Consider the following 14,903-nt stretch of genomic DNA (forward strand, 5'->3'; position numbering starts at 1 on the left):
CGCATATAAGGCCCCAAACGTCGAAGGTTGTGTGAAAAATCGTACAAATTGCTCGGTTAGCGGAGTAAATGTGCAACGTTTATATGAAAAATCGTACAAGTTGCCGGAACTTATTAAGCCCGCATCTTCCATCAGGAGGATGCGGGCTTGCTTACGTGCGTGAAGATCATGGCAATTCAAGCATTGGGCTAACTTTCCTTAGATTGCCGCCGCAAGCACTCCCTGCAGACTAAGTCTTCTCCTTCCGTCCCTTCCGCTCCTCCCGTCCTCTCCGCTCCTCCCGTTCCTTCAGCGATCCCAGGCTCGCCCCTTCCGGGATGGATACGCGATGCGACTTGGAGACCCCAATGCGCTGTGAGGAGTAGATGCCGGTATGACCGGAGAACAGGTAGCTGACGATGCAAGCGATGAACAGATAGACAGCCGCCTCCGAGCCGAACAGCTCAACTCCCATGATGAAGCAGGCGATCGGCGTATTCGTCGCTCCGCAGAAGACGGCGACGAAGCCCAGCGCTGCAAGGAACGGCGCATATAAGCCGAGGAGCTCCGCAAGCGAATGACCGAGCGTGGCGCCAATTGCGAACAATGGCGTAACTTCGCCTCCCTGGAAGCCGGCACCCAGCGTTAAGGAGGTGAAGAGCAGCTTCCACAGAAAGGCGAGCGGGTTCACCTCTTCCTCGAACGAGGAGTGAATAAGCGGTAGTCCCAGCCCCAGATAGTCTCTCGTGCCGACGAGGAACACAAGCCCGATGACGATCAGCCCGCCAACCGCGCTCCTGATCATCGGGTTGCTGAAGAAGTAGCTATACCACTTTTTGCAGGCGGCGGTCAGCTCGCTGAACAGAAGGCTCGTCAGCCCGAACAGGATCGATGCCAGCACAATCTTGGCCATCAGAAGAAAAGACAAGTCCGGCACGGCCCCGATCTCGTAATGGGCATGGGGCACCTTCCATAGATGGGTTGTGACAGCATTGCCGACGAAGCTGGCGACGAATGCAGGGAACAACGCCTCGTGCCGGATGAGGCCGATCGCGAGTACTTCCAGACCGAATACAGTACCGGCAAGCGGGGTGCCAAAGACAGAGCCGAAGCCGGCGCTAATGCCGCATATAAGCAATATTTTGCGTTCGGCGGGGCCGATCCGCAGCAGCTTGCCGAGCCATTCCGACAAGCTGCCGCCCATCTGCACAGCCGTGCCTTCCCGTCCGGCGGAACCGCCGAACAGATGGGTGACAAGCGTACCGAACAGCACCAGCGGAGCCATGCGAAGCGGGATCGTTTCCTGCCCATCATGAATGCGTTCCAGAATGAGATTGTTGCCCTTGGCGCTGTTCTTTCCCGCCTTGAAGTAGAGGTAGCTGACCAGCGCACCGCCAAGCGGCAGCAGGTACAGCAGCCACGGATGATTCATCCTCGCTTCCGTGGCGGCCTCCAGAGCGATCAAGAAAATCGCAGATGCCGATCCTGCCAGCAAACCGACGATTGACCCCAGCAAAGTCCATTTCAAAAAGAGAATCCACATGTCTCTATGCATCAGAAGACCGGCTGTTTTTGTCGCCACACCGGCAATGCTGCGTTTTGCCTTTTCACTTCCATTATCGCTTTTCAATGCATTTTCCCCGTTCCTGCTTTTTTGTTTCGCTCATTGCCTGCCGACCGTGGGCCTCATCCGATGCCGGGCGTCAATTGATCGGTGAAGCCAGCACGTTCTTGCGGTACTGGCTTGGGCTGATGCCCTCCGATTGGCGGAAAGCTCTGCTGAGCTGGCTCTGATCCTCATACCCGATTCGCTCCGCTATTTCGCGCAAGGTCAGCTCATTGTTCATCAGCAATACTTTCGCTTGCTCTAATCTCATCGTGCGGACAAGCTCCATCGGCGATGTTCCCAGCACTTCGGAGAAGAGATGGCATAGCTGGCTGGTACTGATATGGACATGCTCCGCCAGCTCCTGCAGCCGCAGCGGCTTGTCCAGGCGGTCGCGGACGTAATCGCACACTTGCATGACGCGATGATCGAAGCGAAGCGGCTCATCGGGCAGCTTGTCGCGCAATACGGTCAGCCAATGCTGCACCCACCGGAAGATCAGCCCTTGCAATTCCATATAATGAATCGTTATATCGGTATGCAGCAAATACGTGTTTTTTCCTTTCCCCTCGTCAGACGCCGTCTTCTTGTTGACGAGCTCGCCGAACCGGTCGAACGTATCCACAAGCGCCAGCCATTCCCGCTTCCAGCGTTCCACGCCTTCAGAAGGCTCCAGTCTCCAATAGGATGGCAGTCCGTATAACGGGAGCAGATCCATATTGCCGATTTTCAAATCCGCACAAAACGACAAATAGTGGATGCGTTCCCCGGTATGACGGGGGACAAGGCCAAATTGCGTATTGGGCGGGCACATGATCAGATCTCCCGGCTCTGCCCAGAGCCTCTGCCCGTTGATTTCCACTTGAAGCCTGCCCTCAAGGACGAGCCATATGAGCGTATAGGGAATGCGAATGCGGTCGAACGCAAAGGAAGCCGATTTGTCCATATTGCGAATCCAGTTGATCCGCATGCGCAGGTGATCGATATGGAAGGTGTCGCCAAGAATAAACAAGGATACCTCTCCTTTCGAATGTCAAGAAGGGCATTCGATTCGATACAGACTGGTCGATAAGTCAAAAATATCGAAAGCGCTGCCATGGTCTTAGCCTGTCTTCGCGTGATACGATGGGGGCATTCCAGCCAGTGATAAATAACACACAATAAAGGAGCGTCACCATGTCAAAACCTAATATGATTTATATTATAACGGATGACCTCGGTTATGGCGACTTGAGCTGTTATGGAGCAATACAATTCCAGACGCCTAATATTGATAAATTAGCCCGGCAAGGGCGATTGTATCGCGATGCCCACGCTTCCTCCGCTGTCTGTACGCCTTCCCGGTACGGTGTAATGACGGGACGTTACTGCTGGAGGGGGAAAATCAAGAGCGGCGTGCTGCACGGGCATGACGGAACGCTGATGGAAGAGGGACGGATGACGGTGCCTTCTTACCTGCGGGACAACGGTTATGCAACAGCTTGCATCGGAAAGTGGCATCTGGGCATGGATTGGGAGCGTATTGGCCCCGCCGTCAGCGATGTGGATTACAGCAAGCCTATTCAGAACGGTCCGCTGTCGTTCGGCTTCGATTATTACTACGGTATTTCCGCTTCGCTGGACATGCCACCGTATTGCTTCATCGAGAATGACCGTACGGTAGGCTTCCCGAGCGAGCCGAAGGACCCTGAGGACTTCAGCCAGCGCGGACGCGGCGGGCTGATGGTACCGGGCTGGCGCGATGAGGATGTCCATCCGATTCTGGCCGGGAAGGCTCTCCAATTCATTGAAGAGTCAAGCGGCGGAGATCGTCCCTTCTTCCTGTACTTGCCATTGACGGGGCCTCATACCCCATGGTCTCCAAGCGAGGCGTTCAAAGGCAAGAGCGGCATCGGTCCGAGAGCCGATCTGATTCTGGAAATCGACGATACGATAGGCGAGATGATGAAGCTGCTGGAGGAGAGAGGGATTGCGGACAACACGATTATCGTCTTCACCAGCGACAACGGAGCGGACCCGTTCCGCGAGGAGATAACGGTGCACGGCCACGATCCGTCGGGAGGGCTGCGCGGCCAGAAGGCGGACATATGGGAAGGCGGCCACCGGGTACCGCTTATCGTCAGTTGGCCGGCGAAGGTAAGTAGAGGCACGATTAGCGATGAACTGGTATGCCTGACGGACTGGCTGGCCACCTGCGCATCGATTATTGGTACGGATCTGCCTGACGATGCCGGTGAAGACAGCTTCGACATGCTGCCGGATCTTGCCGCCAATGAGGGGACGCGAACGATCAGGGAATCTGTCATCCTTCAGGCTTATGACGGCATGCTCGGCCTTCGCAAGGGCGACTGGAAGTATGTAAGGGGCGCTGGCGGCGGCGGCTTCGATCAGAGCCAGCGGACGGTTATCGGCATCCCTCATACGAGCGACCGCGAGATTCGTCCCGGCGATCCTTCAGAGCAGTTATATCGCATGTCCAGCGATCGCAGCGAGAGCTCCAACGTCAGTATGGAGCAGCAGCAGTTGATCAGCGAACTGCGCGGGGAGCTGGAGACGATGATCGAAGCGGGCAGAACCCGGGTGAAGTCGGGCGAGCAGTTGTGATGACGACGGGAATGATTAACCGGGAGCTGTCCGGGAGGAGACCGAACATTGTTTTTATTATCGCGGATGACCATCAGTACGATGCGATTCATGCGCTGGGCAATCCAGAGATTCGGACTCCTTCGCTGGACCGATTGGCGGAAGGCGGTACCGTATTTCGGAATACGAATATTAACGGCGGCACGAGCGGCGCGGTATGCGCCCCTTGCCGGGCTTGCGTCCATACCGGCAACCCGTACTTTCAGGCGACAGTAAGCGGTACTTTACAGGATCATATAGACAATATAACGATGAGGCCCGACCACGCATTAATGCCTGCGGTGATGCGGGAGCATGGCTATCGGACTTTTGCGACTGGCAAGTGGCACAATGACTTCGCCAGCTTCAACCGATGCTTTCAGGGCGGAGAGAACATCTTCTTCGGCGGAATGAGCGATCATTATCAGGTGCCTGTGCATGATTATGACCCGGAAGGCCATTATCCTCCGGAGAAACGGCATGTGAAAGCCGGCTTCTCTTCGGAGCTCTTCACCGAAAGCGCAATCGCATTCATCGAAGATGCGAAAGAGGACGAGCCGTTCTTTCTCTATGTGGCCTATACGGCTCCGCATGATCCGCGGACTGCGCCGGAGCCCTACGACAGCATGTACGATCCGGCAGAAATCACCCTTCCTGGCAACTTTCTGCCGGAGCATCCGTTCGATCACGGGGCAAGAGATATTCGCGGGGAATACTTGGCGGCGCAGCCTCGCCAGCCGGAAGAGATACGCCGGCATATTGCCGACTATTATGGCATGATTACCCATATGGATGCGCAGATCGGTCGGCTGATGACAGCGCTGGAGAAGAACGGACAGGCGGACAATACCATCATTGTATACACCTCCGATCACGGTCTGGCTCTCGGTCGGCATGGGCTGATGGCGAAGCAAAGCATGTACGAGCATAGTATACGGGTTCCATGGATGATGAAGGGACCGGGCATAGAAGCCGGGCTGCAACTGGACGATTTATGCTATCAGTTCGATATTTTTCCGACGCTGTGCGATTGGGTCGGCGTACCGGTGCCGAATTCGGTGCGGGGAATCAGCCACTATTCCGTCATGAGGGAGCGGGGACGGACGCAGCCGATTAGAGGAACGGTCTATTCTCTCTACAGAGATGTTCAGCGGGGCATAAAGGATGAGCGATGGAAGCTTATCCTTTACCGGAAGTCTCCGGCGACAGGACAAGGCAGCAATGAGATGCAGCTCTTCGATCTGCATCATGATCCCTGGGAGACGAACAACTTGGCAGGTGATTGCCGGTATGAGCCCCATAAGAATCGACTGCACGAACAGCTGCGCATTACGATGAACGCATTTGACGATCCTTACAGGCATTTATTCCTATAGAAAGGCAGGCTAGCAATGAATCAAGCAGTGCGTCGTTCCAGAATATCAACCGTGTTGAAGAAGTGGCAGCTTTATCTTTTTCTCACGCCGGCTGTGCTTTATTTCATCGTGTTTCATTACTTGCCGATGTACGGCATTCAGATTGCGTTCAAAAAATTTCGTCCCGTTGACGGCATTATGGGAAGTCCCTGGGTTGGATTCGAGCATTTCGAACGTTTTTTTCAATCCTATTACTTCTGGGATCTGCTGTGGAATACGCTCAGCATCAGCTTGTACGAGCTTGCGGTGGGATTCCCGCTGCCCATCCTGCTGGCGCTTGTGTTCAATGAAATCAAGGACGGGCTTTTCAAGCGGGGTGTGCAAACGGTTACGTATGCGCCGCACTTTATATCCGTTGTCGTTATGGCGGGGGTAGTGATGACGTTTCTGTCCCCTACGACGGGGATCGTCAATCATATTTTAACTTTTCTGGGTTTTCCGGCCACCGACTTTCTGGGAGAGCCGGGCTGGTTCAAGACGATATTCGTGATGAGCGGCGTCTGGCAAAATACAGGCTGGGGCACGATCATTTACTTGGCAGCGCTGTCCGCGGTCGATCCGCATCTGCATGAAGCCGCCGTCATGGACGGGGCAAGCCGTGTAAAGCGCGTATGGCATATCAACATTCCAACGATCATTCCGACGATGACCATCCTGCTTATTTTGAACATCGGCTCTTTCTTGAGCGTGGGGTTCGAGAAAATTCTGCTGCTCCAAAATGCGCTCAATATGGAGAGCTCGGACGTCATCTCGACATTCGTCTACCGCTCCGGTCTGGTGGATGCGCAGTACAGCTTTTCAACCGCCGTCGGCCTGTTCAATTCCATCGTCAATGTCATTCTGCTCGTCAGCGTCAACGGTATTGTGCGTCGCATCAACAACAGCAATAGCTTATGGTAGGGGAGGTTAACGTTGAAGCATGACCAGTTCGATCAAAGAAACGAAGAGCGATCGGTTGTTTGTCCTTAGCTGTTATCTATATTTGCTGGTAGCGCTAATGATCGTCATCTATCCTTTAATTTATATCATCAGCGCATCCGTTAGCGATCCGAAGTATGTCGGTTCCGGAGAAATGTGGCTATATCCCATGGGCATTACCTTCGACGGCTACAGCCGAGTGCTGCAAAATGCAGAGATTTGGGGCGGCTACTCCAACACGATTTTATATACGGCAGTCGGTACGCTGGTCAATCTGGCTGTCACACTTCCGGCGGCTTATGCGCTGAGCAGGCAGGACTTGGCGGGTCGCGGCTTGGTTATGGGATTGATCCTGTTCACCATGTTTTTCTCCGGGGGACTGGTTCCGACTTATTTGCTGGTGAAGGATTTGCATATGATTGACACGATGTGGGCGCTTATCCTTCCGTCGGCCGCTACAGTATGGAATATTATCGTATCCCGAACCTTTTTCCAATCCACCATTCCGCGGGAGCTTCAAGAGGCTTCGGAAATAGACGGATGCTCCGATTTCAGGTTGTTTATCTCGATTGTATTGCCGTTATCGGCTCCAATCATAACGGTGATGGCACTCTTTTACGGCATTACCCACTGGAACAGCTATTTCAGCGCGCTGATCTACTTGAACGATGCGGATAAATTCCCGCTACAGATGGTCTTGCGAAAAATTCTGGTGCTTCAGGAATTGTCGGCCGAGTCCATGGGGATCGGTGTCTCCGGAGATTCGGCAGCAGCGATGGAGAAGAAAGCGGAGATTGCTTCACTAATGAAGTATTCCGTCATTATTGTATCCACTTTGCCGGTTGTCATCGTTTATCCGTTCCTGCAACGCTTCTTCGTGCAGGGCGTCATGATTGGATCGGTGAAAGGTTAGTTGGATGGAAGACGTCGCCAGAATTGTTAAGCCGAGATCATACCCGTCTCGCACCAGACACGGATTATGATATATGCACATCTATAGAATAAGAGGAGTTGAGCAACTTGAAAAAATTATCGGGGGTCTTTTTATCAACAGTTCTAACGGCATCATTGCTGGCCGGGTGCAGCGACTCTGGCAATGGAAATGCCGATCAAGCCGGCGGCAATGCGGACAACCAGTCCGGTCAAGGAGCCGCCGTTGAAAACTTCAACGAGACCGGCTATCCCATCGTGAACGAGAAGGTGAAGCTTACATTGATGGGGCAAGATGTAGGCATGGCGAAGTGGGAAGAGATGGCGGCATTCAAGCAGATGGAAGAAATGACGGGGATTGCATTGGAATTCCGCAATTCGCCGACGGACAGCTTTGAGACGAAGAAAAATCTGGTGTTCTCCAGCGGCGAGTATCCCGACATGTTCTACGGCGCCAATATAACGCTGGCGGAAGAAGTGAATTATGGCTCGCAAGGGATTCTCATTCCGTTAGAGGACCTCATTGACCAGTACGCGCCGAATATTAAAAAGCTGCTGGATGAAAATCCGCACATCCGCAAGTCTATTACAACACCGGACGGCCATATCTATTCTCTGCCATCCATTAATCTCGAGCATATGTGGATTACCAATCCGATCTGGTATAACGGGCACTACCTGAAGGCGTTGAATATGGAGACGCCTCAAACGCTGGACGAGCTGCATACGTACTTGAAGCGGGTGAAGGAAGAGGACCCGAACGGCAACGGTCAAGCCGATGAAATTCCGTTAACATCGACCAAGCTTGACGATATTCGCGGCTGGCTGCTTGGTACATGGGGCGTATACTACGAGAAGGACAAGGAATATTATGCGGACGATGAGGGCAATGTCCGTTTTGTTCCGACACAACCGGGTTACAGGGAGTACTTGGCCTTCATGAACAAGCTGTGGGCCGAGGGGCTTCTGGACCAGGAGACGTTCACTCAGACGAATCAGCAGCGCCAGGCGAAAGGCAAGCAGAATCAACTGGGCATGTTCAGAGCTTACGCCGCCAGCTTCGTGATGGGAGGGGATGAGCCGAATAGCGACCATCCATTATACCAGCCTGTGCAGAGCGACTTCGTAGAGAAGCCTGTATTCAATCGCAGTTCTGGCATATCTACAGGCGCATTCGCCATAACGGACAAAAATCCTGCTCCTGAAGCGACGATGAGATGGATCGATTATCAATATTCCTATGAAGGGGCAAGGCTGTTCTCCATCGGTCCTGAAGGAACGCTGTGGCAATATGCGGACAAGGAAAGCAAGAAGAAGGAATGGCTGGAAGTGCCGGGAGGCATGAAGCGCGAAGACTATCGTGCGACGCTGACTCCGAACTTCGGCATAGTTGTACCGACAGTCAGTATGGAAGAGATTAACTCCGGATTGAAATCCGAATATGACGACTGGGTGAAGGAACAGAACGAGAAGTTGCTTGAGCCGATTGCCAGAATCGGCTATCCTATAGTATATTTGCTAGAGAACGAGCAAGAAGAAGTGACCACTCTTATGTCGGATATTCGCACTTATGTCACGCAGATGGAAGCGAAGTTCGTCACTGGACAGGAACCGCTGGACAAGTGGGACGATTATGTCAGCACGTTGAAGAAGATGGGCGCCGATCGCATTGAGGAAATCTATCAGGCTGCTTACGACCGCTGGAACCAAAATCAATAGAATGAGCCTGCGCTGCGCGCAGGGGGCGAACGCTTGCAGATATGCTCTGCAAGCGTTTCACCATATTCCAAGACGAAATGCGGGGGAGTACAATGTCAAATGTAGAATCGGTTCAAAATGGACGCAAACCTAACGTCGTATTTATTATTGCGGACGATCATCGGGGGGAGTCGCTCGGGACATCCGCCAGTGCCATCGTCCGGACGCCGGTACTGGACAGACTTGCTGCGGAAGGGACGGCCTTCAGCAATACGCATATATTCGGCGGTCTGACGGGAGCGGTCTGCGCTCCGAGCAGAGCGTGCGTCAATTCGGGCAAGTCTGTCTTCAATGCGATGACCGGCAAGGATGTCATGTCCTGGGAGCATGCCATCACCATTCGCTCTGACGTGAAGCTGATGCCGCAGGCGATGCGGGAAGCGGGTTATCGTACGCATGCCGTAGGCAAATGGCATAACGACAAGCCAAGCTTCGCCCGATCCTTCGAAGGAGGGGACAAGCTGTTCTTCCATGGGATGAGCGATCATACGGAAGTGCCGGTGCAGGATTTTGATCCGACAGGGCAATATCCGCAGGAACGGGAGTATATCGAGCGCACGTTCTCTACGGAGCTGTTCACGAACGCCGCGGTGGATTTCATCGATCAATATGCGGAGGAGGAGCCGTTCTATCTCTATGTAGCCTATACGGCCCCTCATGATCCCCGAACGGCACCGGATGATTACCGCAGCATGTATGTGGACGAGGATATCCCGCTGCCGGCCAACTTCATGGAGCAGCATCCCTTCGATACAGGCGATATGAACGTCAGAGACGAAAAACTTGCCGCTCTGCCGCGCGAAGCAGGGGAGATACGCCGTCATATAGCCGACTATTATGCATTGATCACTCATCTGGACGCCGAGATCGGAAGAGTGATCGATGCGCTCAAGGCGAAAGGCATCTATGAAGATACGATCATCGTCTATACCGCGGATCACGGCTTGTCGGTCGGTCAGCACGGCCTGATGGGCAAGCAGAACGTATACGAGCATAGCGTACGGATACCGTTCATCTTGCGCGGCCCGTCGGTTCCTGCAGGGGGATGCAAGGCTGCACCGGTAAGCAATATCGATATATTCCCGACGTTGGCCTCCTTATGCGAGATCCCTCTTCCGGACGAGGTGGAAGGCGTCAGCATGCTGCCCGTGCTGAAGGGAGAGACGGACAGGGTGCGCCACGTCGTCTGCTCCGCTTACAGGGATGTGCAGCGGATGGTGACGGATGGCCGCTGGAAGTTGATCCGCTATTATTATTCTCCTGCGACGGAGACCGGCGTAGATCGTATCCAACTGTTCGACCTGCAGAACGATCCTTGGGAGACGGCGGATCTGTCCGGTGACCCGCAGCATCATGAAGTGTTGCTTCAGCTTGCCGGCGAGTTGGCGGAGTGGATGCATGAATACGGCGACATCTTGACAGAGACGCCGGTATTGCCGACAAGCTGAGGCCAAGTCGCACCGATTACAATAAGGTCTCGGCGCCATCGATATAGATTTCCGTGCCTGTAATATGGCTGGCATGGTCGGATGAGAGGAACAAGACGAGATCCGCCACTTGCTGCGGATGTCCCGGACCGTGCTCCAGCGGCTGGCTTCCTTCCGGGTAGTTGACGGGAATGCTGATCTTGTCGAGCTGCGGTGTGCTGTTCGTATTCTCTCCGATGTTGGTCTCGATAGCGCCGGGACAGATCGCGTTCACGCGAATATGATAGCGCGCCAGCTCCAGCGCGGCCATCTTGGCGAAGGCGACTTGCCCCGCCTTGGATGAACTGTAGGCGCACATGCCGAACCCCGAGAACTTCCGGTTGCCGTTAACGGAGCTGGTAATAACGATGCTGCCGCCCGACTCTTTCATGTAGGGAATGCAGTATTTCAGTGCCAGGAATGAGCCCTTCAAGTTGATGACAAGCGTCTTGTCCCAGTCTTCGGGCGCCATATCTTCAATAGGGGCCAATGTGCCGTTAATGCCGGCATTGGCGAATAACAGATCAATCTGCCCGCCGAATTCGCGGGCAATGGAAGAGGCGGCATGCTCCATTCGGGCTTGATCGGATACATCCGTATCTACGAATAGCGCCCTGCCGCCCTCCTCCCGGATTTGTGCCTCCACCTCCCGGCAGCGGCCGTCCTTCAGATCGATCAAGCCGACGGCGGCGCCGTGTCTTGCCATCGTTAGCGCGGCTGCTCTTCCGATACCGGAGCCCGCCCCTGTAATGAAGGCTGTCTTCCCGCTTAACAGCGTGCCGCTTGATGCCGATTGCACGGAATCATAGATGTTCATACCCGCGTTGCTCCTTTCAGATAGACAAGTGTCCCGCTTAGTATGAATCATTTTCAACTTTTTACCACATTAAAGTTAAAAATTCACTTTCCAATATAGCGCAAAAAAAGAGGCGTCTGATTAGACACCTCTGTCAAGCGTTCTCAATGATTGACGATTGCCGCCGTAATAGCTCGTTCCGCTTCGCTTCGCAAGCAGCCAGCTCCTTCGATAATTGCGAGACGATACGATGAATCTGATGCCTCTTATCTTCCACTTGCCGGAGCGATTCATTGATCCGTCCTTGCACGACCCAATCTGTAATAAAGCCGTCGAAGAAGTAATCGGCGAAGGTTAGCATGCTTCCGATATCGATGGTAACATGAACATCTCTTTCCACATCTTTCAGTTCGGCCTGAAACCGGCGCAATCGGTTTTGGGCATTATGGATGGCCGACTTGGCCGAGTCGATCCGGTCATGTTTAATAGCCGTTGAAATCATGCCGCCGCCAAGCATATCGTAAGTGCCCCAGTTCTGCGCGGAGCTGAGCTTCTCCTTGGCTTGATCAAGCGCACCTAGAACGGCGCGTCCGGCGGATACCGCCTCCTTCAGTTCCTTCGCATCGGCTCCTGCCACCGCTTCCTCGTCGCTTACCTGCCTGAGCTCAGCGGCCAATTCGGGATAGGAGGCCATGATGACTTCGTTCTTTTCATTTAACAAGATTTGAATGTCATTCTGAATGAATGCAAGCGGGAGCAGGCGTTGCCTCAGTTCATTCATTTCGTCCGCTATTTCCTGTACCGTATCGGCGGCCTCGTCGTATTTCAGCTTCGCTTGGAGCGCTTCTTCCTCTTCTACGGTCAGCTTTTCTTCTTTCTTGCCAATGAGTGTGTAGAAGAACGATCCCAAACTTAGCCCTTTCAGCTTTTCCACATCTCGCTGTTCTTTTTTTAGCTGCTGCTCCCACTCGTCCCGTTCGCGCGTCCGCCGTTTCAGTTCCTCGGACAATTGGTTCAGGCGGCTTTCCCAGTTAAGTTTTTGCCGCTCGTTTCCTCGCAGCAGGGCAAGCTGCTCGTTCAATTGCAGAAGCATAGGCATCGCCCGTCCTCCTTTTCATTGGAATAATCGTTTAATATTTTCGGATGAGCACGTAGACGATTAAGCCGACGATCGGGAAGATGAGCGTGCCGATAAGGACAAGTATGGCGAATTCGTTGCTTTTGCCCATTCGCTTCGCATCCCGGTAAGCCCATACGCTCGTGGCAATATTCAGCAGGAATAAGGCGAAGACGATGAATATCAGAATAACGCCAAATCCGAAGACAGATCCGGTTGCTGCTGACATCATAATCCTCCTTTCGCATTTGCAGTTTTCTTCCAGTTCCGTGTGAGTAGTAGAAGTATATGTTAACGTTATACGAAGTTCATCCAGGGAACGTTTCGCGAAGCTGGCCGGTAGGGCAGAATGAAAAAAAGCCCCCAGACATATTACATGTCTGAGGGCAGCATACATTAATGACCGGAAGCCTCGCTGTCGTTGGACATGCGAAGCACTTCGAACAGCTTGAACAGGAGGCTGAGCAGGATGCCGACAATCGTCGCCAGCGCCATGCCTTTGAATTCCACATTGCCGATCGACAGCTTCACGCCGCTGAGTCCGATGACCAGAATGATCGTCGTCAGGAACAGGTTCGTCGGCTTGCTGTAGTCGACCTTGGACTCGATCAGCATCCGAAGACCCGATGCGGCGATGACGCCGAACAGCAGCAGGGACACGCCGCCCATGACCGGAACCGGGATAGAGGAGATCAGCACCGACACGTCGCCAAGGAAGGACAGCAGGATCGCAATGATTGCCGCTCCGGCGATGACATAAGTTGAATACACTCTCGTAATGGCAAGCACGCCGATATTCTCGCCGTATGTTGTATTCGGTGTGGAGCCGACGAAGCCGGAGATTAAGGTGGATATGCCATTGCCCAGCATGGAACGATGAAGGCCGGGGTCCTTGGACAGATCCTTGCCGACAATGTTGCTCGTCACGACCAGATGGCCGATATGCTCCGCTACGACGACCAGCGCGGCAGGCGCGATGGCAATAATCGCGGTCAAGTGGAACTCCGGCGTTGTGAATGTCGGCAGCTGGATGAAGCTGGCTTCCGCCAGCGCGTCATTCACGTCGATCATCTTCATCGCGGCTGCGAGCACGTAGCCGAAGATCAAGCCGAACAGGATTGGAATGATGCGCATGAATCCGCGGAACAAGACGGAACCGAGCACGGTCACGGCAAGCGTAGAGGTGGAGAGAATAACTGTATTCTTGTCCATCGTCCATGTCTCTGCCGCGGCGGGATTGCCTGGTATCCAGCCCGCCATACCGGCTGCAACCGGAATGAGCTCAAGGCCGATAATGGCCACAATCGCTCCCATTGCTGCGGGAGGGAAGACGACGTCGATCCAGCCGGTACCGGCATATTGTATAATAAGCGCGACGACGGTGAAGATGATGCCGACGATGATGAATCCGCCGAGCGCGGCGGCATAGCTGCCTCCGGACGCGGAGCTTCCGATCACTGCCCCGGCGGGCGCGATGAAAGCAAAGCTGGAGCCCAGATAAGCGGGGATTTTCCCCTTCGTAATGAAAATGTACAGCAGCGTGCCGATCCCGTTCATCATCAGGCAGATTGCCGGATCGACACCCAGCAAGTTCGGTACAAGCACAGTGGAGCCGAACATGGCGAATAAATGCTGCAGACTGAGCACGATGCTCGTTACTGCTGGCGGTCTTTCGTGAACGCCGATAGATCTCTTCATCTATAGTTTCCCCTTCATCTATAATAGTGGCGCTTGCATAAGCCCTTGTCGATTCTACCTAGTTCGACAAGCATTTGCAAGCGTTTTTTCAACAATACAGCATTAAATTCGAGTTGAATATTTGAAGCTAGGGGTGCGACTTGTGCGAGCTGGAATAGTGTAGCATTCCTGTACTGGAGCCCGGAAAGGTGCATGTGAGCTAAAAGAGAGTCGTTATAAGGCCGATGCCGTTCAGGCGCTTTCTTTTTGGAGCAGCCATAGGACACAGCTACTCGGTGCTTCAGCTTATACGCCACATGTGCACCATGCTCTGAAGCTTCCAAACCCCAATCAGCTACTTTCTATGCCCCAAACGATGTACCATATCGTGCAGCATCCAAGCCTAAATCGGCTACTTTCCATGCCCTACGATGTAATTTTCCTGCAGCTTCCAAACAGTTACTTTTAAGCTCCAGGCGATTCCAAAGGAGAATCCTGCCACTGATGTACGAAAAATCGTACAAAGTGCCCGCCCAGAGGGTCATTTAAGCAGCGTTTGTACGAAAAATCGTTACTACTTAGCTACTAAGCAAGTAGGAGCTTATCGCTCAAAATGGTC

General features: G+C 53.6%; 12 protein-coding genes. 6 read left to right on the forward strand and 6 right to left on the reverse strand.

Going from position 1 to position 14,903, the window contains the following annotated elements; all coding sequences use genetic code 11:
* Nucleotides 1-229: 229 nt before the first annotated feature.
* Both M6D81_RS30775 and M6D81_RS30780 read right to left on the reverse strand, forming a co-directional pair.
* The gene (locus M6D81_RS30775; protein ID WP_262681417.1) at nucleotides 230-1,534 is read right to left on the reverse strand and encodes a voltage-gated chloride channel family protein; all 1,305 of its coding nucleotides are present in this window, start codon (nucleotides 1,532-1,534) and stop codon (nucleotides 230-232) included.
* A 148-nt stretch (nucleotides 1,535-1,682) separates the two neighbouring features.
* Nucleotides 1,683-2,597, reverse strand: coding sequence for an AraC family transcriptional regulator (locus M6D81_RS30780; protein ID WP_262681398.1), 915 nt, complete (start codon nucleotides 2,595-2,597; stop codon nucleotides 1,683-1,685).
* Between the two features lie 164 nt (nucleotides 2,598-2,761).
* On the opposite strand from M6D81_RS30780, the gene M6D81_RS30785 reads away from it, so the two are divergent.
* The 6 genes from M6D81_RS30785 to M6D81_RS30810 all read left to right on the forward strand — a co-directional run bounded on the left by M6D81_RS30785 (nucleotide 2,762) and on the right by M6D81_RS30810 (nucleotide 10,676).
* The gene (locus M6D81_RS30785) at nucleotides 2,762-4,189 is read left to right on the forward strand and encodes a sulfatase family protein (RefSeq protein WP_262681400.1); all 1,428 of its coding nucleotides are present in this window, start codon (nucleotides 2,762-2,764) and stop codon (nucleotides 4,187-4,189) included.
* Nucleotides 4,189-5,583: a sulfatase family protein gene (locus M6D81_RS30790; RefSeq protein WP_262681402.1), complete on the forward strand. Its 1,395-nt coding sequence runs from the start codon at nucleotides 4,189-4,191 to the stop codon at nucleotides 5,581-5,583. The genes M6D81_RS30785 and M6D81_RS30790 overlap by 1 nt, the downstream gene beginning before the upstream one ends.
* Nucleotides 5,584-5,598: 15 nt before the next feature.
* Nucleotides 5,599-6,522, forward strand: coding sequence for an ABC transporter permease (locus M6D81_RS30795; RefSeq protein WP_262681404.1), 924 nt, complete (start codon nucleotides 5,599-5,601; stop codon nucleotides 6,520-6,522).
* Nucleotides 6,523-6,541: 19 nt separating this feature from the next.
* A complete protein-coding gene (locus tag M6D81_RS30800; protein ID WP_262681406.1) occupies nucleotides 6,542-7,453 on the forward strand; it encodes a carbohydrate ABC transporter permease in 912 nt (303 codons plus the stop codon).
* A gap of 107 nt (nucleotides 7,454-7,560) precedes the next feature.
* Complete coding sequence (locus tag M6D81_RS30805) at nucleotides 7,561-9,189, forward strand: type 2 periplasmic-binding domain-containing protein (RefSeq protein WP_317259186.1); 1,629 nt, start codon at nucleotides 7,561-7,563, stop codon at nucleotides 9,187-9,189.
* A gap of 92 nt (nucleotides 9,190-9,281) precedes the next feature.
* A complete protein-coding gene (locus M6D81_RS30810; RefSeq protein ID WP_262681410.1) occupies nucleotides 9,282-10,676 on the forward strand; it encodes a sulfatase family protein in 1,395 nt (464 codons plus the stop codon).
* Nucleotides 10,677-10,692: 16 nt separating this feature from the next.
* Here the strand turns inward: M6D81_RS30810 and M6D81_RS30815 are convergent, their stop codons facing one another.
* The 4 genes from M6D81_RS30815 to uraA all read right to left on the reverse strand — a co-directional run bounded on the left by M6D81_RS30815 (nucleotide 10,693) and on the right by uraA (nucleotide 14,305).
* Nucleotides 10,693-11,511, reverse strand: a complete 819-nt coding sequence (locus M6D81_RS30815; RefSeq protein WP_262681412.1) for an SDR family oxidoreductase — start codon at nucleotides 11,509-11,511, stop codon at nucleotides 10,693-10,695.
* A 133-nt stretch (nucleotides 11,512-11,644) separates the two neighbouring features.
* Complete coding sequence (locus M6D81_RS30820; protein WP_262681414.1) at nucleotides 11,645-12,589, reverse strand: AAA family ATPase; 945 nt, start codon at nucleotides 12,587-12,589, stop codon at nucleotides 11,645-11,647.
* A gap of 31 nt (nucleotides 12,590-12,620) precedes the next feature.
* Nucleotides 12,621-12,839 (reverse strand): hypothetical protein, encoded by a 219-nt coding sequence (locus tag M6D81_RS30825; protein ID WP_262681415.1) that lies wholly within the window; start codon nucleotides 12,837-12,839, stop codon nucleotides 12,621-12,623.
* Nucleotides 12,840-13,003: 164 nt separating this feature from the next.
* On the reverse strand, nucleotides 13,004-14,305 hold the full coding sequence (gene uraA / locus M6D81_RS30830; protein WP_262681416.1) for a uracil permease: 1,302 nt from the start codon (nucleotides 14,303-14,305) through the stop codon (nucleotides 13,004-13,006).
* Nucleotides 14,306-14,903: the final 598 nt, after the last annotated feature.

Origin of the sequence: Paenibacillus sp. J5C2022, from assembly GCF_025567625.1 — a bacterium.
In the GTDB taxonomy this organism is placed as follows: Bacteria; Bacillota; Bacilli; order Paenibacillales; family Paenibacillaceae; genus Pristimantibacillus.

What these genes read in the sequence shown, in the direction of transcription:
- M6D81_RS30800 (WP_262681406.1), top strand. Translation starts at nt 6,542, where the DNA reads ATGACCAGTTCGATCAAAGAAACGAAGAGCGATCGGTTGTTTGTCCTT.
- M6D81_RS30785 (WP_262681400.1), top strand. Translation starts at nt 2,762, where the DNA reads ATGTCAAAACCTAATATGATTTATATTATAACGGATGACCTCGGTTAT.
- M6D81_RS30825 (WP_262681415.1), bottom strand. Translation starts at nt 12,839, where the DNA reads ATGATGTCAGCAGCAACCGGATCTGTCTTCGGATTTGGCGTTATTCTG.
- uraA (WP_262681416.1), bottom strand. Translation starts at nt 14,305, where the DNA reads ATGAAGAGATCTATCGGCGTTCACGAAAGACCGCCAGCAGTAACGAGC.
- M6D81_RS30810 (WP_262681410.1), top strand. Translation starts at nt 9,282, where the DNA reads ATGTCAAATGTAGAATCGGTTCAAAATGGACGCAAACCTAACGTCGTA.
- M6D81_RS30815 (WP_262681412.1), bottom strand. Translation starts at nt 11,511, where the DNA reads ATGAACATCTATGATTCCGTGCAATCGGCATCAAGCGGCACGCTGTTA.
- M6D81_RS30775 (WP_262681417.1), bottom strand. Translation starts at nt 1,534, where the DNA reads ATGCATAGAGACATGTGGATTCTCTTTTTGAAATGGACTTTGCTGGGG.
- M6D81_RS30795 (WP_262681404.1), top strand. Translation starts at nt 5,599, where the DNA reads ATGAATCAAGCAGTGCGTCGTTCCAGAATATCAACCGTGTTGAAGAAG.
- M6D81_RS30820 (WP_262681414.1), bottom strand. Translation starts at nt 12,589, where the DNA reads ATGCCTATGCTTCTGCAATTGAACGAGCAGCTTGCCCTGCTGCGAGGA.
- M6D81_RS30790 (WP_262681402.1), top strand. Translation starts at nt 4,189, where the DNA reads ATGACGACGGGAATGATTAACCGGGAGCTGTCCGGGAGGAGACCGAAC.